General features: G+C 60.7%; 26 protein-coding genes. 12 read left to right on the top strand and 14 right to left on the bottom strand.

Annotated features, from left to right (window positions below; genetic code table 11):
- Window positions 1–255: 255 nt before the first annotated feature.
- From ACESMZ_RS15255 to ACESMZ_RS15235, 5 genes are all read left to right on the top strand, one after another.
- Window positions 256–624, top strand: a complete 369-nt coding sequence (locus ACESMZ_RS15255; protein ID WP_372972901.1) for a hypothetical protein — start codon at window positions 256–258, stop codon at window positions 622–624.
- Between the two features lie 115 nt (window positions 625–739).
- Window positions 740–1,015: a hypothetical protein gene (locus ACESMZ_RS15250; RefSeq protein ID WP_372972900.1), complete on the top strand. Its 276-nt coding sequence runs from the start codon at window positions 740–742 to the stop codon at window positions 1,013–1,015.
- Between the two features lie 65 nt (window positions 1,016–1,080).
- Window positions 1,081–1,584 (top strand): DUF411 domain-containing protein, encoded by a 504-nt coding sequence (locus ACESMZ_RS15245; protein ID WP_372972899.1) that lies wholly within the window; start codon window positions 1,081–1,083, stop codon window positions 1,582–1,584.
- A 2-nt stretch (window positions 1,585–1,586) separates the two neighbouring features.
- A complete protein-coding gene (locus ACESMZ_RS15240; protein WP_372972902.1) occupies window positions 1,587–2,309 on the top strand; it encodes a cytochrome c biogenesis CcdA family protein in 723 nt (240 codons plus the stop codon).
- A gap of 76 nt (window positions 2,310–2,385) precedes the next feature.
- Window positions 2,386–2,598, top strand: coding sequence for a GDCCVxC domain-containing (seleno)protein (locus ACESMZ_RS15235; protein WP_372972898.1), 213 nt, complete (start codon window positions 2,386–2,388; stop codon window positions 2,596–2,598).
- A 27-nt stretch (window positions 2,599–2,625) separates the two neighbouring features.
- Here ACESMZ_RS15235 and ACESMZ_RS15230 read toward each other — a convergent pair whose 3' ends face one another.
- The 11 genes from ACESMZ_RS15230 to ACESMZ_RS15180 all read right to left on the bottom strand — a co-directional run bounded on the left by ACESMZ_RS15230 (window position 2,626) and on the right by ACESMZ_RS15180 (window position 13,386).
- Window positions 2,626–3,855 (bottom strand): permease, encoded by a 1,230-nt coding sequence (locus ACESMZ_RS15230; RefSeq protein ID WP_372972897.1) that lies wholly within the window; start codon window positions 3,853–3,855, stop codon window positions 2,626–2,628.
- Window positions 3,856–3,903: 48 nt separating this feature from the next.
- Complete coding sequence (gene lgt, locus ACESMZ_RS15225) at window positions 3,904–4,698, bottom strand: prolipoprotein diacylglyceryl transferase (RefSeq protein ID WP_372972896.1); 795 nt, start codon at window positions 4,696–4,698, stop codon at window positions 3,904–3,906.
- A 131-nt stretch (window positions 4,699–4,829) separates the two neighbouring features.
- Entirely contained in the window at window positions 4,830–5,039 is a 210-nt protein-coding gene (locus tag ACESMZ_RS15220; protein WP_372972895.1) for a DUF2933 domain-containing protein, read from the bottom strand.
- Window positions 5,040–5,062: 23 nt separating this feature from the next.
- The gene (locus tag ACESMZ_RS15215; RefSeq protein ID WP_372972894.1) at window positions 5,063–7,579 is read right to left on the bottom strand and encodes a heavy metal translocating P-type ATPase; all 2,517 of its coding nucleotides are present in this window, start codon (window positions 7,577–7,579) and stop codon (window positions 5,063–5,065) included.
- Window positions 7,579–7,806, bottom strand: coding sequence for a hypothetical protein (locus ACESMZ_RS15210; protein ID WP_372972893.1), 228 nt, complete (start codon window positions 7,804–7,806; stop codon window positions 7,579–7,581). Before ACESMZ_RS15210 ends, ACESMZ_RS15215 begins: the two co-directional genes overlap by 1 nt.
- Complete coding sequence (locus ACESMZ_RS15205; RefSeq protein WP_372972892.1) at window positions 7,803–9,188, bottom strand: APC family permease; 1,386 nt, start codon at window positions 9,186–9,188, stop codon at window positions 7,803–7,805. Before ACESMZ_RS15205 ends, ACESMZ_RS15210 begins: the two co-directional genes overlap by 4 nt.
- 12 nt (window positions 9,189–9,200) lie before the next feature.
- Window positions 9,201–9,551, bottom strand: a complete 351-nt coding sequence (locus tag ACESMZ_RS15200; protein ID WP_372972891.1) for a hypothetical protein — start codon at window positions 9,549–9,551, stop codon at window positions 9,201–9,203.
- 234 nt (window positions 9,552–9,785) lie between these two features.
- Window positions 9,786–10,280, bottom strand: a complete 495-nt coding sequence (locus ACESMZ_RS15195; protein ID WP_372972890.1) for a hypothetical protein — start codon at window positions 10,278–10,280, stop codon at window positions 9,786–9,788.
- Between the two features lie 130 nt (window positions 10,281–10,410).
- Window positions 10,411–11,154: a copper resistance protein B gene (locus ACESMZ_RS15190; protein WP_372972889.1), complete on the bottom strand. Its 744-nt coding sequence runs from the start codon at window positions 11,152–11,154 to the stop codon at window positions 10,411–10,413.
- Complete coding sequence (locus tag ACESMZ_RS15185) at window positions 11,151–12,845, bottom strand: copper resistance system multicopper oxidase (protein ID WP_372972888.1); 1,695 nt, start codon at window positions 12,843–12,845, stop codon at window positions 11,151–11,153. Before ACESMZ_RS15185 ends, ACESMZ_RS15190 begins: the two co-directional genes overlap by 4 nt.
- Window positions 12,846–12,858: 13 nt before the next feature.
- Window positions 12,859–13,386: a cupredoxin domain-containing protein gene (locus ACESMZ_RS15180; RefSeq protein ID WP_372972887.1), complete on the bottom strand. Its 528-nt coding sequence runs from the start codon at window positions 13,384–13,386 to the stop codon at window positions 12,859–12,861.
- Window positions 13,387–13,582: 196 nt separating this feature from the next.
- On the opposite strand from ACESMZ_RS15180, the gene ACESMZ_RS15175 reads away from it, so the two are divergent.
- Window positions 13,583–14,248, top strand: a complete 666-nt coding sequence (locus ACESMZ_RS15175) for a response regulator transcription factor (protein WP_372972886.1) — start codon at window positions 13,583–13,585, stop codon at window positions 14,246–14,248.
- Window positions 14,235–15,611 (top strand): sensor histidine kinase, encoded by a 1,377-nt coding sequence (locus tag ACESMZ_RS15170; RefSeq protein ID WP_372972885.1) that lies wholly within the window; start codon window positions 14,235–14,237, stop codon window positions 15,609–15,611. The genes ACESMZ_RS15175 and ACESMZ_RS15170 overlap by 14 nt, the downstream gene beginning before the upstream one ends.
- On the opposite strand, the gene ACESMZ_RS15165 is transcribed toward ACESMZ_RS15170, so the two are convergent.
- The 3 genes from ACESMZ_RS15165 to ACESMZ_RS15155 form a co-directional block, all read right to left on the bottom strand.
- A complete protein-coding gene (locus ACESMZ_RS15165; RefSeq protein ID WP_372972884.1) occupies window positions 15,574–16,881 on the bottom strand; it encodes an NAD(P)/FAD-dependent oxidoreductase in 1,308 nt (435 codons plus the stop codon). The two genes, ACESMZ_RS15170 and ACESMZ_RS15165, sit on opposite strands and share 38 nt — an antisense overlap.
- A gap of 125 nt (window positions 16,882–17,006) precedes the next feature.
- Window positions 17,007–18,683: a dihydroxy-acid dehydratase gene (ilvD, locus tag ACESMZ_RS15160; protein WP_372972883.1), complete on the bottom strand. Its 1,677-nt coding sequence runs from the start codon at window positions 18,681–18,683 to the stop codon at window positions 17,007–17,009.
- Between the two features lie 33 nt (window positions 18,684–18,716).
- Window positions 18,717–19,328 carry a TetR/AcrR family transcriptional regulator gene (locus tag ACESMZ_RS15155; protein WP_372958796.1) on the bottom strand — a complete coding sequence of 204 codons (612 nt, stop codon included), beginning with the start codon at window positions 19,326–19,328 and terminating at the stop codon, window positions 18,717–18,719.
- 108 nt (window positions 19,329–19,436) lie between these two features.
- Here ACESMZ_RS15155 and ACESMZ_RS15150 point away from each other — a divergent pair, with 108 nt between their 5' ends.
- From ACESMZ_RS15150 to ACESMZ_RS15130, 5 genes are all read left to right on the top strand, one after another.
- Complete coding sequence (locus tag ACESMZ_RS15150) at window positions 19,437–19,991, top strand: carboxymuconolactone decarboxylase family protein (protein WP_372958795.1); 555 nt, start codon at window positions 19,437–19,439, stop codon at window positions 19,989–19,991.
- 166 nt (window positions 19,992–20,157) lie between these two features.
- Window positions 20,158–20,835 carry a TVP38/TMEM64 family protein gene (locus ACESMZ_RS15145; protein ID WP_372958794.1) on the top strand — a complete coding sequence of 226 codons (678 nt, stop codon included), beginning with the start codon at window positions 20,158–20,160 and terminating at the stop codon, window positions 20,833–20,835.
- A gap of 87 nt (window positions 20,836–20,922) precedes the next feature.
- A complete protein-coding gene (locus ACESMZ_RS15140) occupies window positions 20,923–21,546 on the top strand; it encodes a YbhB/YbcL family Raf kinase inhibitor-like protein (RefSeq protein WP_372958793.1) in 624 nt (207 codons plus the stop codon).
- 83 nt (window positions 21,547–21,629) lie between these two features.
- On the top strand, window positions 21,630–22,319 hold the full coding sequence (locus ACESMZ_RS15135) for a haloacid dehalogenase type II (RefSeq protein WP_372958792.1): 690 nt from the start codon (window positions 21,630–21,632) through the stop codon (window positions 22,317–22,319).
- A gap of 73 nt (window positions 22,320–22,392) precedes the next feature.
- Window positions 22,393–23,343, top strand: coding sequence for a DUF3179 domain-containing protein (locus tag ACESMZ_RS15130; RefSeq protein ID WP_372958791.1), 951 nt, complete (start codon window positions 22,393–22,395; stop codon window positions 23,341–23,343).
- Window positions 23,344–23,453 lie beyond the last annotated feature (110 nt).

Genomic DNA, 23,453 nt, shown 5'->3' with positions numbered 1-23,453 from the left:
GATTCCCTTCACCCGCTCCATCCCGATGGCTGACGCGCCCTTCGAATGACAGGCATCAGCAAGCTTCAACGATCGCCCAGTTGACCCGAATCAAGGCAGCGGGCAGGCATTGGTATATGGTTGACCTGTGGCCTGCTCAAGGGTTTTATGCTCGGACCTGTTAACGGTACCTTGAGCCCTGAGCAGGGACCGGCCGGTGGCGAAGCAACGATTCTTCACTGACCGGCCAAATGCAAGCCTTATGTGGAAACAGCCATGTCTGCTCGCCAGCTTATCGCAGCGTTTCTGAGCATTCTGCTACTGGCAGGCGGCCCATCCGTGGGTGCCTTTGCCGGGCAGAATAATCATGGCGGTGCTGTGGCAGTGGACGCCACCGGTTGCGGTGACCTGGCCCACACGGGCACGGATTCCGACAGGGCCGCAGCGGATTGCAACGAGCCGAAGCAGTCGCACTGCCGCGCCGGCGTTACTCATTGCTCCTTTGCCCCGGTCTACGGCCTGGTGTCCGGGCCGCTTCTGCCCCCGGCTGATCTCTCTGGCCAGGCCACTGTCCCCCAGGCCCGGAAGGCCTACCAGAACCCCGTCCCGGAAGTGCTGACACCCCCACCCGATCTCCTTTCCTGAACCTTTGCTGTGTCAACGCTGAGGCATTGAGCCTCACAGTCAGATTGTTCACCAGGTCAGCAACCCTGTCTCAACAGTTATCGATCTTGGGTTGCCTGCCTGAAAGGAGATCCCGATGAAAAACATGAAACTCACACTCGCAGGCGCTGCGGTGATTCTCGCCGCGGCAATCGGCAGTGTCGCCGTTTATGCCCACCAGTCCGAACACGGTGGCATGGGCATGATGGGCGACCATAGGGGCAAGATGGAAGGTATGGAGGAGATGATGAAGATGATGTCTTCCATGTCCGGGGAGGAGCATGCCGCGATGCATGAAGCCTGTCTGAAAATGATGGATGGCGGCGAACAAACCGGCCATTCCGACCACCATGACGGTTCAGCCGCTCAGTAAGCCGGGCCACCGGCACCTGTTGTCCGACGGTGCCGGCTGTTACTCTTTTTTTGAAGGAAATGTCCATGAAAACTCAAGTTACCCTGGGCCTGATGGCCCTTGTTATCGGCACCACCGCGATCGGCTTCAAACTGCAGGCGGCGGAGTCCGCCGGTGAGCGGGCCGCCTCCGCTCAGGCGGAGCGCGTCATCACCGTTCACAAGAGTGCCAGCTGTTCGTGCTGCGCAGGCTGGATCGAGCACCTTGAGGAAAACGGCTTCGATGTAAAGGTGGAGGACACCGACAACATCAACAAGGTCAAGATCGAGCATCAGGTACCCCGGGAGCTGTCTTCCTGCCACACCGCCATTATTGACGGTGCGGTGATAGAGGGTCATGTACCGGCGACTGACATTGTTGCGTATGTGGACTCACAGTCCCGCCCCTTCGGCGAGCGGACCATCGGTATCGCGGTTCCCGGTATGCCTCATGGTGTTCCCGGCATGGAGACCGGTCGCCATGATGACTATGACGTGATGGCCTTCGCCGCCGGCGGACGCGCGGAAAGCGTCAAACGTTACGAGTACTGATGATGCCGGACCTGGCAACCTGGGGCATCATGGCCGCCTTTATGGGCGGCCTGGTGTCCTTCTTTTCCCCGTGTACGCTGCCCCTGGTCCCTGGTTACCTGTCTGTGGTAACCGGCGGGGCGGTCAACGACAGCGTCAATCGCCTGAAGGCGTTCTGGCTGAGCCTTTGCTTTGTGCTGGGATTCAGCCTGGTGTTCGTGGCCCTCGGGGCGAGTGCGAGTCTGGTGGGCCAGTGGCTGATGGGTTACCGGCAGGAGGCCAACCTGGTTGCCGGCGTGCTCATTGTGCTGATGGGGTTGTTCATGCTGGGCTGGTGGAGTATGCCGGCCCTGCAACGGGACTGGCGCCTGGGGCAGGCCCTGGAAGGGGGACGCCCGACGGCGTCGTTCCTGCTGGGCGTGGCGTTTGCCATCGGCTGGACACCCTGTATCGGCCCGATCCTGGGGGCCATTCTGGCGCTCAGCTCCACTCACGCCAATGCGGAAGCGGGCATGTTGTATCTGGCGGTCTATTCGCTGGGGCTGGCGGTGCCATTTCTGGTCACCGCCCTGTCGATTGAGCATTTTCGTAAGCGTGTGCGCTGGCTGAGCCGCTGGAGCCGGCATCTGCGGATGCTTGCCGGTGTGGTGCTGGTTATCATGGGCGTGATGGTAGTCACCGGCCAGATGACGCGCTTTGCGTCCTGGATGCTGTCAGCATTCCCCGTGCTTGGGCAGCTGGGGTAAGGTATACCTCGGCCCTGGTGTTCCCGGTCGGGATGGTTCCGCCACCGGGCGATCACAATGGGCAAGGGAGCAAGCGATGATCCAGTACGTTACCGAGTCCACCGTCACCTGTCCGCTGTGTGGCCATCAGCAGATTGAAGACATGCCCACCGACGCGTGCCAGTATTTTTACGAGTGCAAGGGCTGTAAGACGCTGCTGAAGCCCAAACCCGGGGATTGTTGCATCTTCTGCTCGTACGGTTCCGTGCCCTGTCCACCCGTGCAGTCGGACGGGCAATGCTGTAGCTGATGGCGGAGCGTCTGCTGCGGTGGCCTTTCACAGCAGTGGCACAGTGACCCCGCCAACCAGCCATACCAGCGCGATCACTACCAGAACCCGCAATACCTTATCCGTCAACGAGGGCCCGCCGTGATCATGGTCATGGTGGTCATGTGACTGTTGCTTCTGGCCCTGACGCCAGAACCAGAGCAGCACCGCTGTGGTGGCCAGAAAGAGAATGTTCAGTATGGTCTGGTAGTTCCACTTGAAAAACTCCCGCTCACCCATCGAGGTCTGGCCGCTGAAGTCCGGCAACAGGCCCAGCAGGGCCAGGCTGTAGTGCATCACCAGTGACACACTCACGATGCCGACCAGCATCAGTGCGAGGATGTAGAGCGCCATCTTCCAGCCATAATAGGAGGCGTTGATTCTGAGCACCGGCAGCACCACCAGATCAGAAAAGATAAAGGCCATGACGCCCGCGAAACTCACGCCCTGGGCAAACAGGACAGCGGCCAGCGGGATATTGCCCATGGAGCCGATGAAGGTGAAGAAGGCAGCGAGCGGTCCCACCAGGGTCTGCGACAGCACGGCGAGGAAACCGGGGTTGGCGGCGTTCTCGCCCCCGGCGCCGATGAACAGGGCTTCAAAGAAACTCTGGGGCACCATGGCGGATATGATGCCGGCCACGGTGAAGCCGATCAGTACGTCTTTCCAGACCATCTGCCACTCCATCACATAGGTCTGTCCGATCTGCTGCCACCCCGCCTTGCTGGTGACTTTTTCCTTCCAGCTTTTGGCGTGGCCGTCATGGTCCCCGTCGCCATCATCCATTTTCCGGCGTGCCTGCGCTTCCAGCCGACGTGGCCGGGTAATGCGTACCAGCAGCCAGGTCACCAGAATCAGCAGGATGCCACCCACATACTCACCGACCACAAACTGCCAGCCCAGGAAAACGGCGATTACCATGCCCAGTTCGATGACCAGGTTCGTCGAGGCCAGCATGAACGCCAGGGAAGGCGCCAGGCCGGCGCCTTTGTTGAAAATTGCCCGGGTAGTGGCGAGGGCCGAGAAACTGCAGGAGCTGGAGATAAAACCGAAAAAGGTGCCCAGGGCGATACTGCGAGGCCCATCCTCGCCCATGGCCTGCTGCATTTTCCGCCGGGTAACCAGAACCTGGATCAGGCTGCTGATGATGTAACCCAGGATGAACGCCCAGAGGGCCATCCAGAAAAAACCCAGGCTTGTTGTTGCGGCTTCGTTCCACAGGGTCAGAAAATTACTCAATTCGTTGCTCCTGTCCGGTCGGGATTTCAAACAGAATCAACTACCACCTTAGCGTACTAGTGTGCCGTTGACAGACTGACGCCGCGACCAGCCTGTCAGAACAAGCCCGCCGACGATCATCGGTAGCGTAAGCAGCTGCCCCATGGTCATCCAGTCAAAGGCGACGAAGCCCAACTGCGGGTCCGGCAGGCGAACAAATTCAACGGCAAAACGGAAAGCCCCGTAGAGTACCAGGAACAGTCCGGATGCGGCCCCCGTCTGCCGGGGTTGACTGGTGAACCACCACAGCACGACAAATAACACCACGCCCTCCAGTGCGAACTGATACAGCGCTGACGGGTGCCGGGGTTCCGGCCCCATATGCGGAAAGGCCATGGCCCAGGGCAGGTCGCTGATCCGCCCCGGCAGTTCGTGGTTGATAAAATTGCCCAGGCGTCCTGCCCCTAGGCCGATGGGAACCAGCGGGGCAATAAAGTCCGTGAGCCGGAGAAATGGCAGGCCCTGTTTGCGGGCAAACACCAGGGCCGCAACCAGTACGCCGGCCAGTCCCCCATGGAAGCTCATGCCGCCGTCCCAGATTCTGAAAGCCCAGAGCGGATCGGCCGCCAGCTTGTCCAGCCCATAGAAAACCACGTAGCCGAGTCGTCCACCGAGTATGACGCCTACGGCCCCGTAAAAAACCAGCGTTTCGATGGCGTCGGCGCCCAACCCGACCCGATGCGCCCGAACACGGCCCAGCCACCAGGCGGCAAGAAAACCAACAAGGTACATCAGGCCGTACCAGTGAATCTGCAGCGGGCCCAGCGAGATGGCTACCGGGTCGATTTGTGGGTACTCAAGCATTCAGGGTTACCGCCTTAAGTCTCGAAATGATCAGCAATGCACCGCTTTCCGGGGTGACGGTTCCATCCGGACCAGCAGGGTGGTTCATCCAGTCCCCTGAGCGGCGGCCAGGAAGGGCACCCCCCTGTTCATCACTGGCCCTGGTCGTCCTTCTGCCGGCCATGCTGGTGTCCACCATGGCCGTGTTTGCCGTGCATGAAAACATGCATTAGCGGACAGGCCAGCAGAATCAGCCAGGGCAGCGCTTCGACCATGTGAACCCTGTGTTCGCCCCACAGAAGCACCAGCGCGATGGCGCCAAGGACAGACAGGGTAATCCAGTATCGCCGGTTAAAGGCCATGGCTACTTTCCTCCCAGGTTGGCTCAGGCTGCGCTCTTTCTGCTGTCTTTCTCGTACCGTCGCCTTAACAGCATGGAGTTGCCGATCACCGACAGCGAGCTGGCGGTCATGGCCACCACACCGATCATCGGGTGCAACAGGCCGGCAGCGGCGATGGGAATGGCAGCGGCGTTGTAGCCACTGGCCCAGAGCAGGTTCTCGACGATTTTCCGGAAGGTGGCACGGGACAGCAGCATGGCGTCCACCACGCCGGAGAGTTCGCCCCGCACCAGGGTGACGTCCGCCGCCTCGATGGCGACGTCGGCACCGGCGCCGATGGCAATGCCCACGTTGGCCTGCTTCAGTGCCGGCGCGTCGTTAATGCCGTCACCCACCATGGCCACGTGGTTGCCATACTTCTCCTGCAGCTCGCGGATGGCATCCACCTTGCCCTCCGGCAGTACCCCGGCCCGGACCTCGTCGATGCCCACTTCCCGGGCTACAGCGTTGGCGGCGCGTTCGTTGTCGCCGGTAATCATCACCACACGGAGCCCCTGCTCATGCATGGCCCGGATCGCGGCCACGGACTCTTCCTTGAGTGTGTCGGCAACGGCCACGATGCCACAGGCCTGGCCGTCGCGAGCGACGATCACGGCGGTTCTTCCTCTGCTCTCCAGGTTCTGAAGGTCCTCGTCCAGGGCGTCGAGCCCCTGTACGCCGTTCTCTTCAAGCAGCCGCCGGTTGCCGATCAGCACCGTTTGTCCCGCTACCGTACCGGACACGCCCCGGGCCCCCGTGGACTGGAAACCGGACACTTCGCCGGGCTTCACGCCACGTTCCCGGGCGCCATCGACAATGGCCCGGGCAATGGGGTGTTCAGAGGCATTCTCCACCGCTGCGGCGAGTTCCAGCAGCTCCGTCTCCGATACCCCGGATGCGGCCACGGTTTCGGTGAGCTTCGGCTCCCCGCGGGTGATGGTGCCGGTCTTGTCCAGCACCATCACCCTGATGTCCTTGAAGGTCTGGATGGCCTCACCGGAGCGGATCAGGATGCCCCGTTCCGCACCGACGCCCGAGCCCACCATCAGGGCGGTTGGCGTGGCCAGGCCCAGGGCGCAGGGGCAGGCGATAACCAGTACGGCTATGGCGGCCAGGATCGACAGCACCGGCGTAGCCGCTGTTGGATCCACCCACGGCAGGAACGTCGCGCCCCATTCGAGAATGGGGCGGAGCGTGTCCGCGGCGAGCAGCCAGGCCACCAGGCTGCCCAGGGCAATGATGAGCACAAGGGGAACGAAGCGCCCCGTCATGCGATCGGCAAATTCCTGGATGGGCACCCGGGAGCCCTGGGCCTCGTCGATCAGCTTCACCACCTGGGCGAGGAAGGTATCGCCACCCACCCGGGTGGCCCTGACCCGCAGGCGGCCTTCCTTGTTGATGGTGGCACCGATCACGGTGTCACCGGCGCCCTTGTATACCGGAATCGACTCGCCGGTGGCGATGGATTCGTCCAGATGACTTTCGCCATCCACCACTTCACCGTCGGTGGGTACCTTGTCGCCCGGTCGGATGATCATGATGTCGCCGGGACTCAGCTCCTTCACCGGAATCTCCACCTCATCGCCATCCCGTTCCACACGGGCGGTCTTGGCCCCCAGGTTGATCAGCCGGCGGATGGCCTCGGATGCCTTGCCCTTGGCTTTCGCCTCCAGGTAGCGGCCCACCAGGTGGAAAGTCATGATGGTGGCCGCCATTTCAATAAAGGAGGTCATCGGGTAGACAAAGCCCACCAGACCAATGACATAGGGGGGCAGGCTGCCCATGGAAATCAGCACGTCCATGTTGAAGGTGCCGTTCTTCAGGGAGCGCCAGGAGGCCTTGTGGGTGGCCGCACCGCCGAACAGGAACACCACCGGGAAGGCCAGTACGGCAATGATAGCCAGGTATCCCGGCACCGGCTGCCAGAACATGTGGGGTATCATCAGCAACATGATCAGCGTGGTGGGTATGGCGGCGATCCAGAGCCTGCGCCGGGCCTGGCTGAGATAGGCTTCCTCGATGGCCGCATCATCCCCGCTGTCGTCGTCCTCTCCGGTGATGGCGGCGACGTCGTAGCCGGCGCCCTCGACAGCCTTCCTCAGGGCGGATTCTGTCGGGCCATCGCTGGCGGTCACCACTGTCACCGAATGACTGGCGACGTTGGTATGGATATCCATCACCCCCGGCTGCCGCTCAAGGGTGGCGCGAATGATGCCCGCGCAGTGGTCGGAGCCCATGCCCGGCACCGAGATCCGGTAAGTCCGGCCGCCTTGCGCCCTGGCCGAAGCCACATCGTAGCCGGCGCCTTCCACGGCTTTCCTGAGGGTATCGGTATCCGGCCCATCAGGCCCCACAGTGACGGTGACGCGGTGGGCGGCCACGTTAGTGGAGACCTCATCGGTTCCATCCAGGCGCCGGAGCGTTTTTGAGACGATACCGGCACAGTGGTCGGATCCCATGCCCGGCACAATCAGCTCTACGGTTCTTGATGCGCCCGGGTTCGGGCTGACACGGTTTTCCATTACGCATCCCCGCTTTTATTGCGGTCGTTTGGCCAGTCCGCAAAGGCAATAAAGTAGAGCAGGACCAGGTTGACCACGGGAATCAGCACCAGGATGCCCATCCAGCCCGGGTAACCTACGCGCTGGCAGATCCGCCAGACCGGCACCACGACCACAATGGCCATCACCAGCATCCACAGCCAGTGGCCTGCCCACATGGTGTTGCCGAACATGTCGTTATGCATCATGGATGTTTCCTCCGGTACGGGTCTTCGTTCTGATGGTGTTGAGCATGTGGTTCGTCATCCGTCGCGCGTCTGTTCAGGGCCGATTTTTTCAGGAAGATCTGCTCGCCAATGGCGATGATCATCATTGCAACAACCGCTACCCCGATCACAAAGGGGTCGGTGTTCAGTTTGACCCAGACGAAGCCGCCGAGAGCGAGCAGATCCAGCACGATGGCGATTGCCGGAACCCAGGCGTTGGCACTGATGTCCTTGCGCAGGTATCGCAGTACTCCCCAGTGGATGGCGATATCCATGATCAGGTAGAACACGATGCCCAGCGCGGCAATGCGGGACAGATCGAAAAAGGCGGTAAGAAGCAGGCCCAGTACGACGGTGTAGACCAGTGTGTGTTTCTGGATACTGCCCGGCATGCCGAAATGGCGATGGGGTACCAGCTTCATCTCGGAGAGCATCGCCAGCATCCGCGAGACAGCAAAGATACTGGCCAGTATCCCGCCGGCAGTGGCCATCATGGCAATTGCCACCGTGAACCACAGGCCATAGTCACCCAGCGCCGGTCGCGCCGCAGCGGCAAGGGAATAGTCCTGCGTCTCGATGATTTCACTCAGCGACAGGTTGCTCGCAACGGCAAAACCGACCAGGGTATAGATCACCACGCAGGCGGCGATGGAGATGACGATAGCCCGGCCAACGTTGCGATGTGGGGCCTTTATTTCCGAGCCACTGTTGGTGATGGTGGTAAAGCCCTTGAAGGCCAGTATCCCGAGGGCGGTTGCACCAAGGAAATTGCCAATCGTTCCGGCCTCGCCAGGGTTTGAAAAGTCAACGGCAATGTTGTCCGCGAGCCACACACCGACGAGGCCGAAGATCAGGATACCCCCGATTTTCAGAATTCCGATGACCGAAGCCACGCCCTGAATCAGGCTGTTGCTCAACAGGTTGACCACGAAGGCCGCCAGGATCAGCGCCACGCCGAGAACGGGCACCATGCGGCCGCTCTCGTCGCCGCCGAACAACTGCATGGTGTAGGAGCCGAACGTGCGGGCCAGGAAACTCTGGGCGATCACCATGGAGAAGTACATCAGCAAGGCATTGAATGCCGTCGGCAACCGGTTGCCGTAAGCCTTGTGCAGGTACATACCTATGCCACCGGCGGATGGCCAGGCATTGGAAATCCTGATGTAGGAGTAGGCGCTGAAGCTGACGATGACGGCGGCAGCCAGAAATGCCAACGGGAAAAGCGTGCCGGTCATCTGTGCCATCTGGCCGGTCAGCGCAAAGATACCGGCGCCGATCATGACGCCGGTGCCCAGCATCACGGTTCCCGGTAGCGACAGGCTGCCTTCCTGATAGCGTGTTGCTCTGTCGTCTTCGCGGCTCATGTCAGGCCCCTGCTATTTCTTCATGGGCGGGATTTTCGAGCAGCAGAAAGGCTCATGCTTCGCGTTTGCCCGGACATTGTCATCGGTAAACCGATACCACGCGAGCTTCCGTCGGGCCCACCAGCCGGTCTCGAGTCGGCCACCGCTGGTGTCAATGAGTTCCAGCAGAGCGTCTGTGGACCAATGGGAGCCATCGAAGGTGACCAGGAGCTGGTTGCCCGCTTTACGCTCGGCAAAATCCACGCATGGGTGATGATTAAGTTCGTGGACAAGGTCGTTCCACTGACTGTCGGTCAGACCCTTGACGGTCAGTTTCCGGCGGAGCAGAAACTGCACCTGGCTTGTCGGTTTGTGAGCTTTCATTGAAATTCACCTTTTAATCTGCTGGCTTGGGCGCCATCACAGCATTCCAGGCTGAATTGCGACTGAATAAAGTGCGGATTCTTCAGGTGAACTGATTCACATCAAATAATCAGGCCCTGTGGGGTGTTGCGGTCGGGCGATTCCCACAGGGGTATATGCCACTTCCGGTCACAGGGCCAGGAAAGCGTCCCTGAATCCTGGCCAGGCCATACTGAAGCCGGGCGCGCTGCTGACTCAGCGGGAGCGCCCCTGTCCGCGATCCATGTGGTCCAGCATCTGTTCCATCATCAGCTGCATCTGATCCATGCGGTTCTCCATCAGCTCCATGCGCTGGTCCATGTCCATGTCGGCGCTGCCGGCTTGTTGTTGCCGGGGCTTGCGGGACTGCTTGTTGCCCTGGCTGTCGTCCATGCCCTGGCGGTTCCCCATCATGCCCTGACCTTGCCCCATCATGCCCTGGCCCATCATGCCACCGCGCATCATGTCCATATGCCGGCGCATGTGATCCATATGCTGGTCCCTCAGCCGTTCACGGTCGTCGCCCGGGGCCGCGTTGTGCATCCGTTGCCTCAGTTCCTGCATCTGCGACATGTTTTCATGCATCTGCTGCATTTGTTCCTGGTTCATCATCCCGCCCCTGGGCATCTGCTGGGAATTCCCCTGGGCAAAGGCCAGCGCGGGGGCAGAAACGAGCATTGAGCATGCGATCAAGCGGATAAATCTGTTCATGAGAGCCTCCTTGGAGTCTGCGCCAAACTGCATCATCCTCAGTAAAGACCATGAAACTGAATCCAGGCTGAAAACCGGCATAATCCGTCAGCCGATTGCACCCTCATTGACCAGGGTCAAACGACGCCAGTCAGAACATCAATCGGGCCCCCACGACGGCGAACCATTCTTCGGTACCGCCGCCGGAGTCTCTGGACAGGTCGGCCGTGTCACCGTATTTGCGTTCGTGGACGATACCGACATAGGGTGAGAAGGCCCGGTCAATCAGGTCATAACTCAGCCGCAGGCCGGTTTCGGTGGAAGTGAGGCCTTTGCCAACACCAATCTCCCGGTCTTCCGAGAACGCCACATCTGCCTCAAACGTCGCCGAAACGATCCAGTAGTTGGTGAGTAGCAGTTCGTATTCCGCCTCAAAGTCAGCCGAGGCGTCACCTTTGTCACTGACGTACAGGTTGGTGTCCACCTCAAACCAGTAAGGTGCCAGGCCGGTGAGTCCCACCACGCCATAGACCCGGTCCGGTCCTTCCGGTGTGTCCACACGGATACCCGCTTTGGCATCCCAGAAGTCGGAGATTGGCGTCTGTGCCACGAACTGGTTTTCCAGGGTTTCCCAGGCATTGTGGGCTTCTTCCCACTCGCCTTCGAACAGCCAGCGGAACTTCAGCTCATCAGTACCATAGAAGGCATCGCCTTCAACGACCGCCAGTTCGTCATCCGAGTCACTGTAGCGGTACTCCAGCTTTTCAGCAGACACACCCCAGAAGGTTTTTGCGGTCTGGGTTTTCTTGGCGGGATCCTCCTGGGCATGGGCCGGAGCGGCCAGCACTGTGGCACCCAGCGCCACCCCCCAAAGGGATACAGTCAACCGGTTCATGATTCGCCTCCCCGATCTTTATTAATGCTGTCTTCGGCCCTGGTATCGTCCGGACCACCCTCAACCACGATCTTGCGGAACATGCCCGCGGCCGCGTGGTAGGAAAGGTGGCAGTGGAAGGCCCACTCACCGGGGGCATCCACTTCGGTTTCCATATACACGGTGGTGGCCGGGGCCACGCTGATCACGTGCTTGAGGGGATTCCACTTGCCCTCGCCCACGTCGAGAATCGACCACATGCCGTGCAGGTGCATGGGGTGGGTCATCATGGTCTCGTTCACAAACTTGAAGCGCACCCGCTCGCCATACTGCAACACGATGGGGTCCGCATCTTCATACTTGACGCCGTTAATGCTCCATTCGTAGCGTTCCATATTGCCGGTCAGGCGAAGTTCTATCTCGCGGGTGGGCTCACGGTCCTCGTAGAGAGGCTTCTGTGCTTTCAGGTCTGAATAGGAGAGAAACTTGCCGCCGTTGCTGGCGGCCGGGACAAGCCCGCTGCCTCTCGCATAGAAGGGGTCTTCGGGCAGTGAGCTGCTTTCACTGTGATCCATGGAACCATGGCCCATGGCGCTGTGGTCCATGCTGCCCGTGTCGTCCTCACCCATGTTGCCCTCCATGTCACCCTGATCCATACCACCATGATCCATATGCCCGGCCATATCCGCCATGGTCAGCCGGGGTGCATCACGCAGTTGGGGAACTTCCGCCGTCATGCCCTCCTCCGGGGCCAGGGTACCCCGGGCAAAGCCGGATCGGCCCATGGACTCGGCGAAAATGGTGTAGGCTTTCTCGTCCCTGACGTGGACGATCACATCGTAGGTTTCGGCCACGCCGATGCGGAATTCATCCACGTTCACCGGCTGTACGTTGTTGCCGTCGGCCTGTACCACGGTCATTTCCAGCCCGGGGATACGCACATCGAAGTAGGTCATGGCGGAGGAGTTGATAAAACGCAGGCGGATGCGCTCACCCGGCTTGAACAGGCCGGTCCAGTTCTGCTCCGGGCCCTTGCCGTTGATCAGCCCGGTGAAGCCCTGCACGTCCTCGATATCCGCTTTCATCATGCGCATATCGCCCCACATCATGCGGTCCTTCAGGGTTGCCATAAAACCCTGCTCACCGGATTCGGCGAAGAAGTCCCCCACGGTCTGCTGCTGGCGGTTGTAGTAGTCAGCCGACATCTTCAGGTTGCGCATGATGCGGTCGCCGGAGTGAGGATGTTTGTCGGTGAGCTGGACAACGTATTCCCGGTCGTAGCGGAAGGGCTCACGGCCCTCCGGCTCGATCACGATCGCGCCATAGGCGCCGTTGGGCTCCTGGAAGCCGGAGTGACTGTGGAACCAGTAGGTACCGGCCTGGGTAATCGGAAACTGGTAGGTGAAGGTCTTACCCGGCTCGATGCCCGGAAAACTGATGCCCGGCACACCGTCCTGTTCAAAAGGCAGGATCAGCCCGTGCCAGTGGATGGAGGTCATCTCGTCGAGGTTGTTGGTCACGTTGATGGTGACCTCTTCTCCCTCCCTGAATCGCAAAACCGGACCGGGTGAGGCTCCGTTGTAACCGATCCCTTCCTTGACGAAATCGCCGGTATCAATCTGTACCCGGTCGACCGAGATATCATATTCGCCGGCACTTGCGGACGAAAAGGCGAAGGCAGTCAGGATGGTGGTGAGACAATATTTCTTCATGGATTGACCTGCTTTATTCGAATTCGATGTCGCCATACATGCCCGCCTGATAGTGCCCCGGTACGTTGCAGGCATACTCAAGGTCGGCGGCTTCGGTAAAAGCCCAGACAAGTTCTCTGGTCTCACCCGGCTCCATAAGCACGCTGTTGGGATCACTGTGCTCCATGGTCTGGCCATTGCCCATGTCCATTTTCATCATCTCGTGGTCGATGTGGTCGCCCTTGATCACGCCGTGTTCCACCATCATTTCCATCTCTTCCTGATGAGCGTCGTGCATATCCGCTGTGGCGATTCTGAACTCGTGCACCAGGTCGCCCTTGTTCTTGACAATAAACCGCACGGTTTCCCCCGCTTTTACGTCGATGGACTCCGGCTCGTAATAGTTGTCGTACATCTCAATCGTCACCGTACGGTCCGCGTCGGCGGCCCTGCCGGGCTCGCCGGTGGCGGCGCCCTGCTGGTGGCTGTGGGTACCGCTGGCAAAAGCGGTGATTGATATGGAAATGGCTGTGGCTGCGGCCATGAGGGGTATCGGGTTCATCCCGTCGGTCTCCTTGAAGGTTCCTGCAAAAAAGGCTGGTGTTCCGGCCTGAACATTGATCAATATCCAGAAGCGGCTGCTACCATCGCCCATTAACCTGAATCCTTGCTGAAAACCGGGGATTGATTTTCGTTCATGCTGAATTCAGGGTCCCGGGCGACACTGATGAGATGCGACCATCGAAAGGACATGCACAATGCGACTACTGCTGGTGGAAGATGACAGGCTGCTGGCCGACGGCCTTGCCAGCCAGCTGGAAAAAGCCGGGTTCAGCGTGGACATCGCCCGTACCGCCCGGGAGGCCCGTATGCTGGGGGACCGGGAGGACTACCGGGTGGGTGTGCTGGACCTCGGGCTGCCCGATGGCAGCGGGCTGGATGTGTTACGCAGATGGCGGGCTAACCATATCAACTTCCCGGTGCTGATCCTCACCGCCAGGGGCGACTGGCAGGACAAGGTCAACGGCCTGAAGGCGGGCGCCGACGATTATCTTGCCAAGCCCTTTCAGACGGAGGAGCTTGTTGCCCGGCTACACGCCATTGTGCGACGCGGCGAAGGGCGGGTGCTGTCCTCGGTCAGGGCCGGCGGCTTCGAGCTGGACGAGAACCGCCAGACACTCAGGGTGGAAGGCGGCGGCGAATACAGCCTGACCGGCACCGAGTTCCGCCTGCTGCGCTGTCTCATGAGCCGGCCTGGTCAGGTGTTCTCCAAGGAACAGCTCATGGAGCAGCTTTACAACCTGAATGACAACCCGAGTGACAATGTTATCGAGGCCTATGTGCGCCGGCTCAGAAAACTGCTGGGCGCCGACGCCATCAAGACCCGGCGTGGTCAGGGATACCTGTTCGATGACACTCCCTAGCTGGCCCGCCTCGGTCAGGGGCATGTTGCTGATCCTGCTGTTGCCGGTGGGTATCGGCCTGATGGCGCTGGCATGGTTCATACACGGGGTTCTGCTGGAACGGATGTCCCGGGATTTCGTGGAAAGCCGCCTGGAGGATGAGGTGGCCTTTCTGGAGCACCAGATCCGTGAGTCGGATGGGCAGGTCGATACGCTGCGTACCGGGGATTATTTCCAGGAGGTGTTTCACCACGCCTTTGCCATCGCCGCGCTGTCTCAGCAGACGGTTTCTCCGGAACCCTGGGCGCCTCTGCTGGAGCCGCTGCTGGCCGAAGACGGCGAGGGCGCCGTAAGTGTACGCGATGCCGGCGTCAGCGGTGCCCCTTCCGACATACTGGCCTATCGTCGGTCGTTTACCGTCGATGGTGTGCCTGTCACTGTCATCGTCGCCGAGGACATGGAGGCATTGCAGAACAGTCAGGCGGAGCTGCACGCCTGGACGGCGGCAGTATCGGTGCTGTTGATCCTGTTGCTGGTGGCAGGCATCTGGCTGGCGATCACCCTTGCCCTGCGCCCGGTTCTCTCGCTGCAGGCAGCGCTGAGGAAGCTCCAGGCCGGGGAAACCTCGCGTATCAACGTCCGCAGTCCCGAGGAATTCCGTCCTCTGGTCCGCCAGCTCAATCAGCTGCTTGACTCCCTGGACCATCGCCTGGAGCGGTCCCGGGATGCCCTGGCGAATCTGTCCCACAGCGTCAAGACGCCGATTGCGGCGATCCGGCAGGTGCTGGAGGACACCCGCCGGCCGCTGGACGATGAACTGAGGCGTGAAATGGCCACCCGCCTGGTTGATATCGACCGGCAACTGGAGGCGGAGATGCGCCGCAGCCGCTTTGCCGGGCCCCAGGTGGGAAAAAGCGCCTTCCCGGTAAAACAGGCTCGGGACCTGTTGTGGATGCTGGGCCGACTGTATCCACAGAAATCGTTCGAGCTGGCCACAGAGCTGAGGCATGAGCATCGCTGGCCCATCGAGGAGCAGGACCTCAATGAAATACTCGGCAACCTGCTCGACAACGCCGGCAAGTGGTCATCCCGGTGCGTGGAGCTGTCCCTGGTGGAGAGCCGCCAACAGATGCAGATCATTGTCAGTGACGACGGCCCCGGTGTTGCGGACGATGTCATAGGCCAGCTGGGCCAGCGTGGCGTAAGGCTGGACGAACAGACCCCCGGCCATGGCCTGGGGCTGGCGATCGTGCTCGACATCGTGCGGCGCTACCATGGTGAGACCCGCTTCCTGCCTGGCTCCAGAGGGGGGCTGGAAGTGCGTGTCACCATCCCCAGCCCGGTCTTCAATGCAGCTTCAGCCTTGGCTGCATGGCCCGGCTGACCCGGTCCATGGCCCAGATGATGGCGGTTCGCACTGGACCATGGAGGGCATTCTGATGCATCCGGTACAGCGAAGCGTAGAACAGCCGGGCCACTTTCCCTTCCACATACATGGAACGGCCCGACAGGTTGCCCATCAGGTTGCCCACGGTGGTATAGCGGCTGAAGTTAATCAGTGAGCCGTGGTCGTGGTAGACAAAGGGTACCGGCTCGCCCCCTTCCAGACGGTGCCGCAGAGTCCTGAACAGGGTGTCGGCCTGCTGATGGGCTGCCTGGGCCCGGGGCGGCACCGGCCGGTCCGAGCCCGGTTGCGGGCAGGCGGCGCAGTCGCCGAAGGCAAAGATGTCCGGGTCGGTGACGGACTGCAGCGTCTGCTTTACGGCGACCTGATTGCTCCGTGTGGTCTCCACATCCAGCTGGCGCAGCCATTCCGGCGCCTTGATGCCGGCGGCCCAGATGGTCATTTCTGACGGGACTTCGCTGCCGTCCTTCATCACCACTGCCTTTTCCCGCACTTCGGCCACCGGCTGACCTGTGAGCACCTGCACATCCTGTCGCTGCAGCTCCCGGGTGGCAGCCAGGGAAAGCCGGGCGGGTAACGCGGGCAGGATACGGTCCGCAGCCTCGATGACCGACACCCGGATATCACCGGGGCTGAGGTGGTTCATGCCATAGACCGGCAGCTCCCGGGACGCCAGGCGCAGCTCTGCCGCCAGCTCCACACCGGTGGCCCCGGCACCGATGATGGTGATGGGCAGCTGGTGGTCATGGCCCTCCTTCGCATAGTGATTCTTGCGCAGAAAGGCGTTGAGCATCAGGTTGTGGAAGCGCCGGGCCTGGGGCAGGCTGTCCAGGAACAGGCAGTGTTCCTGGGCGCCGGGTGTGCCGAAGTCGTTGGCGGTACTGCCTACGGCCAGCACCAGGGTGTCGTAGTGGATGCGCCGTTCGGGCACCACTTCTTTGCCTTCGTTGTCGAGGAAAGGCGCAATGACGATCTGGTGTTGCTGACGGTCCAGGCCGGTCATACGACCGAGCTGGAACTCGTAGTGGTGTTTGCGGGCGTGGGCCCGGTAATTGATCTCGTTGGCACTGGCATCCAGGGAGCCCGATGCCACTTCATGGAGCAGGGGCTTCCAGACATGGGTCAGCCCGGCGTCCACCAGGGTGATACGGGCCCTGCCCTTGCGCCCGAGCTTGTTGCCCAGCCGGGTGACCAGTTCCAGGCCACCGGCGCCGCCACCGACCACAACGATATGATGTGCGTTTCCCATTGATTGTACTTCCTGTAAATGAACACAGGCAGGGGCCCTGACCGGCAGGACCACTGGCTCTGTTCACTGGGGAGGGTCCGGTGAGCCGGGCGGAAGGTCGCCCGGCCAGGTCCGGTCTGTTGTTGTTATGGCAGGTCGGTGACGGCACCAGTGGAGGCGGAGCTCACGGTGCGCGCATACTTGGCGAGCACGCCCCGGGTGACCCTGGGTGCGGGGGGCTGCCAGGCCTGGCGGCGCCGCTCCATTTCTTCGTCGGAAATGGCCAGTTCAATGGTGTTGCTGACCGCGTCGATAGTGATTGTATCACCGTTTTCAACCAGTGCGATGGGGCCACCCTCGGCGGCTTCCGGGGTGATATGGCCGACCACGAAGCCATGACTGCCGCCGGAGAAACGGCCGTCGGTGATCAGTGCCACATCACTGCCCAGGCCACGGCCCATGATGGCGGAGGTGGGGCTGAGCATTTCCCGCATGCCGGGGCCGCCCTTGGGCCCTTCGTAGCGGATGACCAGTACATCGCCCGCTACCACAGAGCCGTCGAGGATGCGCTCCTGGGCCTCTTCCTCCGAGTGGAAGACCCTCGCCTTGCCGGTGAAGTGGGTGCCTTCCTTGCCGGTAATCTTGGCGACCGAGCCGGTGGGGGCCAGGTTGCCGAACAGGATCCGTAGGTGGCTGTCTGCCTTGATGGGGTTGTCGAAGGCGTGGATGATGTCCTGGCCTTCCGGATAGGGCTCCACATTGGCAAGGTTACCGGCCAGGGTGTTGCCGGTCACTGTCAGGCAGTCGCCGTGCAGCAGGCCCCGGTCCAGCAGCATCTTCATCAGCGGCTGTATGCCGCCAATGGCCACCAGTTCTGACATCATGTAGTGACCGGACGGCCTCAGGTCCGCCAGTACCGGTACCTTCTTCCCGATCTGCACGAAATCGTCCAGGCTCAGCTCAACCCCAATGGTGCTGGCCATGCCCAGCAGGTGCAGCACCGCATTGGTGGACCCGCCCAGGGCGATGACGACCGTAATGGCGTTCTCGAACGCCTTGCGGGTCATGATGTCGGAGGGCTTGATGTCTTCCTCCAGCAGCTTCAGGACCGCGGCCCCGGCGGCTTCGCAATCCGCCAGCTTGGTATCTGAAACCGCATTCTGGGCCGAGCTGCCCGGCAGGCTCATGCCCATGGCCTCGATGGCAGAGGCCATGGTGTTGGCGGTGTACATGCCACCGCAGGAGCCGGGGCCCGGAATGGCGGTTTCCTCGATCTGCTTTACCTCGATCAGGTCCATATTGCCCTGAGCATGGGCGCCTACGGCCTCGAACACGGAGATGATATCGGTATGATTCTCCCCGGGCTGGATCGTGCCGCCGTAGACGAACACCGAAGGCCGGTTCAGCCGGGCGAGGCCCATGAGGCAGCCGGGCATGTTCTTGTCGCAGCCGCCGATGGCCACCAGGCCGTCAAAGCCCTCACAGCCGGCAACGGTTTCGATGGAGTCTGCGATGACTTCCCGGGACACGAGGGAATACTTCATGCCCTCGGTACCGTTGGCGATGCCGTCAGAAACCGTGATGGTATTGAAAATCAGGCTCTTGCCGCCGGCATTGTCGGCGCCTTTGGCCGCTTCCCGTGCCAGTCCGTCGATGTGCATGTTGCAGGGGGTAAGGTTGCTCCAGGTGGAGGCGATGCCTACCTGGGGCTTGCGGAAGTCGTCGTCGGTAAAGCCCACCGCCCGCAGCATGGCCCGGCTGGCGGACTTGCCCAGGCCATCGACCACCGGGGCGGAATGGCGACGTCGCTTGTCGTCGGTCATGGTCTCTCTCCTGAAACGTTGTGTCCCAAGAGGTTAGTGCGTGGTGGGGTGCTGCGTAAAGGCGCCCAGGGCGGTAATAATGTCTTCGGTAAGGTTTTTTATGCTGTCTGTGTCAATGTCCCGCTGGGCCAGTGACCGCAGCCCCATGATCTGGGCCTGTACCAGTCGGGCGAACCGGTGGCTGTCCACGCCCGGTTTCAGCTCACCTTGCACCCGGGCCTGCTCGAACAGTTCGGCAAGGTGATCTTCGACATCCTGCAGGCGCTGGTTCACCAGCGTTCGCAGTTCAGGCTGATCAGCAGTGACTTCAAGGAGGGTCTTCACAACCAGGCAGGCTCTTGCGGGAGAGTCTGGGGCGGTAATCTGCTCCGTGAGAGACCTCAGATAAGCGAAGATGCCCGCCATGATGGTAGGCGACGCTTCCAGTGCTTCGGCCATGGAATGGGACATTCGCCCTGCATACACTGCCAGCGCTTCCCGGAACAGGCCGTCCTTGCTGCCAAAGGTGGCATACAGGCTGCCGGGCCGCATATCCAGCGCCTGCTCGATCTGTTTCATGGACGCGCCGCCGTAGCCCCGCTCCCAGAACAGTCTGACGGCATCATCCAGGGCTTTTTCCCGGTCATACTTGGCGATTCGTGGCATGGAACAACATCCACCGGTCAGAATTTGTGCGATTATAACTTGAATGATCGATCAAATACAGCTAGGGTAACTTTGAAATTGAGCAAATGTTCAAAAACGGAGGTCGTTATGACTGACTTTGCATTGCACGATATCGAGTCCGCCCCAAAAGATGCCAAACCCCTGCTGGAAGGGTCGAAAAAGAACATGGGCATGATTCCCAGCCTGCACGCGGTGATGGCGGAAGCCCCGGGCCTGCTTGAGGGCTACCAGACCCTCCATGGCCTGTTCACCAATACCAGCTTCAACGCCAACGAACAGACCGTGGTCTGGCAGGCGATTAACGTGGAGAATGAGTGCCACTATTGCGTACCGGCTCATACCGGCATCGCCAACATGATGAAAGTGCCGGAAGAGATCACCGAAGCCCTGCGTAACGAAACGCCTCTGCCCGATGACAAACTGGAAGCGCTGCGGAACTTCACCCTGGCGGTCGTCCGCAAGCGCGGTAACGTTACGAAGGACGATCTGCAGGCTTTCTATAATGCCGGCTACGGGCGACAGCAGGTTCTGGAAGTGATCCTTGGTGTGGCCCAGAAGACTATGAGCAACTACGTCAACCACATTGCCGAGACGCCTATCGACGAGCCGTTCAAAAAGTTTGAGTGGAAGAAAAATTCCTGATGTTGCTGTAATTCTGGCGTTCCCTGAACGTCCAACAAATGAGGAGTGATCCTCGATTGTTGACTCAGGGTTGCAAGCCCACTGACTCAGGGTACTAAACCCCTTCGGGCGCGTTGCGGTATAGTGACGCGCCTTTTTTTGTTTTGATCCCGGAGCGGTACCCCTGTTGAAACCCCTGCAACGTCAGAACCTGTTGATCCGATTACTGGCCATTGCCGGGCTGGCCGTATTGCTGGCGGGGATCTGGTTCGTGCTGCAGGCGCTGGGGGCGCCGGCTTCCCTGTCACCGTCGGATCTGTCTGCCTGGTTGCAGGGCGAAGGTCACTGGGGGCCGATATTGCTGATATTGCTGATGGTCCTCGCCGTGGTGGTGGGGCCCATTCCCACCTTGCCGGTCAGCGCTGCCTCGGGACTGGCCTTCGGCATGCTTCAGGGCACATTAATTGCAGTGACCGGTGCCGCCCTCGGAGCCATGGTGGCCTTCTGGGCCAGTCGTATCCTCGCCAGAGATTACTTCCGGCGAAAATTGTCGGACCACCCGGTGTTTGCTTCTGATGCCCCGCAGCGGTCCCTCTTCTGGGGCATTCTTTTCACGCGGCTGGTGCCATTATTCTCGTTTGCGCTGATCAGCTATGCCGCCGGACTCACTTCCGTCACAGCCTTACGATTCCTGGTGGCGTCTGTCGTTGGCATGATGCCCATGACCTTTGTGTTCGCCGGACTGGGCCACACCCTGGAGGTTCATCCGGTATGGACCGTTGGGGCGGCGGGCATGGTGTTGCTTCTGATGGCCCTGACACCCTGGTGGTGGCGCCGACGCGGGCATTCCGGCGAATTCCGGTGACCTGCCACAGGGGCAGCTGATCTGGACAAGTCCGCCACGCAACTGCTAAAACCGGGGAGTATTTGTGACAGCCAACAGGAGCAAACCATGAAGGTTCAGTTTAATGGCATTACCGAGGGCCAGCCGGTCCCGGAGAAGTTTGCGTTTGGTGTGTACAGCGAGGAGGACCATATGAGTTTCGGTCCCAACCGCAACCCGGAAGTTACCTGGCAGGACGCGCCTGAAGGCACAAAGAGCTTTGCCGTGGTGATGTTTGATTCCGACGTGCCCAGCGTGGCGGACGACGTCAACCAGGAAGGCAAGACGGTCTCGAAAGACATTCCCCGGGTGGATTTCTTCCACTGGCTGCTGGTGGATATTCCGGCAACCACCAGCTGTATTCCCGAAGGTGAGGACAGCGATGGCGTCAGCCCCAAGGGCAAGCAGCCGGGCCCTGGTCCGATTGGCATTCGCGGGGTCAACAACTTTACCCAGTTCCTGGCCGGTAACCCGGATATGGCCGGCACCTATGGTGGCTACGATGGTCCCTGCCCGCCCTGGAACGACGAGCTGGTGCACCACTACCATTACGAGGTGTATGCCCTGGACGTGGAAACCCTGGGTCTGGACGGTGAGTTTGACGGTGAGGCCGTCCGCAAGGCGATGGAAGGGCACGTGCTGGCCAGCGAGCGGGTTACGGCCACTTACACACTGAATCCGGATCTTCGCTGATTTGTTTGTCCCTTCTGTAACAACCATTCTCTCCCTGTGTCTGTGAGTGAGTATCTACTCACAGCGACAGGGGAGACGTAACCATGACAGGTAGTACTCGTTCGTCCCGCGTCATTCTGTTTGACGTCATTGAAACCTTGTTTTCTCTGGCCCCGTTGAAGAAGCGTTTTACGAACAATGGTGCTACTGAAGCAGATGCTGACCTGTTTTTCGCGCAACTGCTGAGGGATGCCTTTGCGCTGTCGTCTGCCGGTGTGTTCCGGCCGTTTCCCGAGATTGCGGGAGGAACCCTGACGGTACTGCTGGAAAGCCGGAAGCATGGCAACGTTGATGCCGCAGTGAAGGATATTCTGTCGGTCTTCGGCGAGCTGCCTGCACACCCGGATGTGAAGCCGGCCCTGGAGGCCGTGGCCCGGTCCGGTGCCCGGGCTGTTCTGCTAACCAATGGTTCCCGGGCCAACACCGAAAAGCTGGTGGCCCGTGCCGGCCTGTCCGACCTGGTTGATGATGTGATTTCAATAGAAGATTTCCAGATCTGGAAGCCCCGGGCGGAAGTTTACCTCGAGGCCTGTCGCCGCTGCGGCACAGGTCCGGAAGACACCACGTTGATTGCCGCCCATGCCTGGGATGTCCATGGTGCCATGGAAGCCGGGCTGGACGGTGTCTGGGTAAAGAGGCAGGAGCGTGTCTATCACAACTTGATGGGTCAGCCTGAGGGGCTGGCGAATAGCCTTCCTCAGGCAGTCAGCATGGCATTGGACAGCTCCCTGTAACATAGCCACAACATAGCGTAACAAGCGGCGGCTCCCGGTGTCTGAGATGAAAATGTCTCAGGGGAGACCCGCCATGAACATCCCTCACTTTTGTAAGCTGTCGGCCATCGTTCTGGGGCTATGTCTGCCCCTGCTGGCGGTTGCCCAGCAGAAGAACGGTTTCGATCTCGGTAACGCACTGGTTAAGCCGGACACCATCCTCCACGGGGGCCCTCCAAGGGATGGCATACCGGCCCTGAACGATCCAGCCTTTACCTCTCCTTCTGATGATCTGCCATGGCGGCCAGATGACCTGGTGATGACCCTGGATCTGGACGGACAGTCCTATGCCTATCCGGTGGGCATTATGAACTGGCATGAGATCGTCAACCACGAGGTTGGCGGTCGCCCGGTGCTGGTTACCTTCTGCCCACTGTGCGGCACCGGGATGATTTTTGATCCGGTGGTCGATGGCGCAACCCTGACCTTTGGCGTCTCCGGTCTGCTGCATAACAGTGACCTGCTGATGTATGACCACCAGACCCTGTCACTGTGGTCCCAGATCCCGGGGAAGGCGATTGCCGGGCCCATGGCAGGCAAAGTGCTTGACCGTGTCAGGGGCCGGCATGAGCTCTGGGGTAAATGGCTGCAGCGGGATGCCGGTGAGCGGAAGGTGCTGTCCACCGATACCGGTTATCAGCGGGATTATCTGCGCTCGCCCTACGGTGACTATGACCATTCCGACCGCCTGTATTTTCCGGTTTCGGAGGAAAGCCGGCGTTACCATCCGAAAACCTGGGTGATTGGCCTTGAAGTAGACGGCGAGGCGAGGGTCTGGCCCTTCCCGGAACTGGAGAATGCCGGCACGCCGGTGCAGGACGACATCGGGGGGCAGACGGTCACCATCCATTATGACCGGGATGTGCCCACCGCCTGGGCGGTTGACGAATCCGGCAACGAACTCGCGGTCACCCGGGCGTTCTGGTTTGCCTGGTATACCTTCCATCCGCAAACCACCATTTTCCGGGCGGGTGAAGACAACTGACAGGCTGGTCCTTTCCACCGGGCTGATTGAGGGGGGGCGTCTTGCAGGTTAAGCCGACGATGGACCATCGGCTATGGTCGGGTCTTGCCAATCGATGGGGCGAAAAGGCA

The organism is Marinobacter sp., assembly GCF_041690615.1.
In the GTDB taxonomy this organism is placed as follows: domain Bacteria; phylum Pseudomonadota; class Gammaproteobacteria; order Pseudomonadales; family Oleiphilaceae; genus Marinobacter.
Note: the sequence above shows the minus strand (reverse complement) of the source record. Positions and strands in the feature narration are given on the sequence as shown.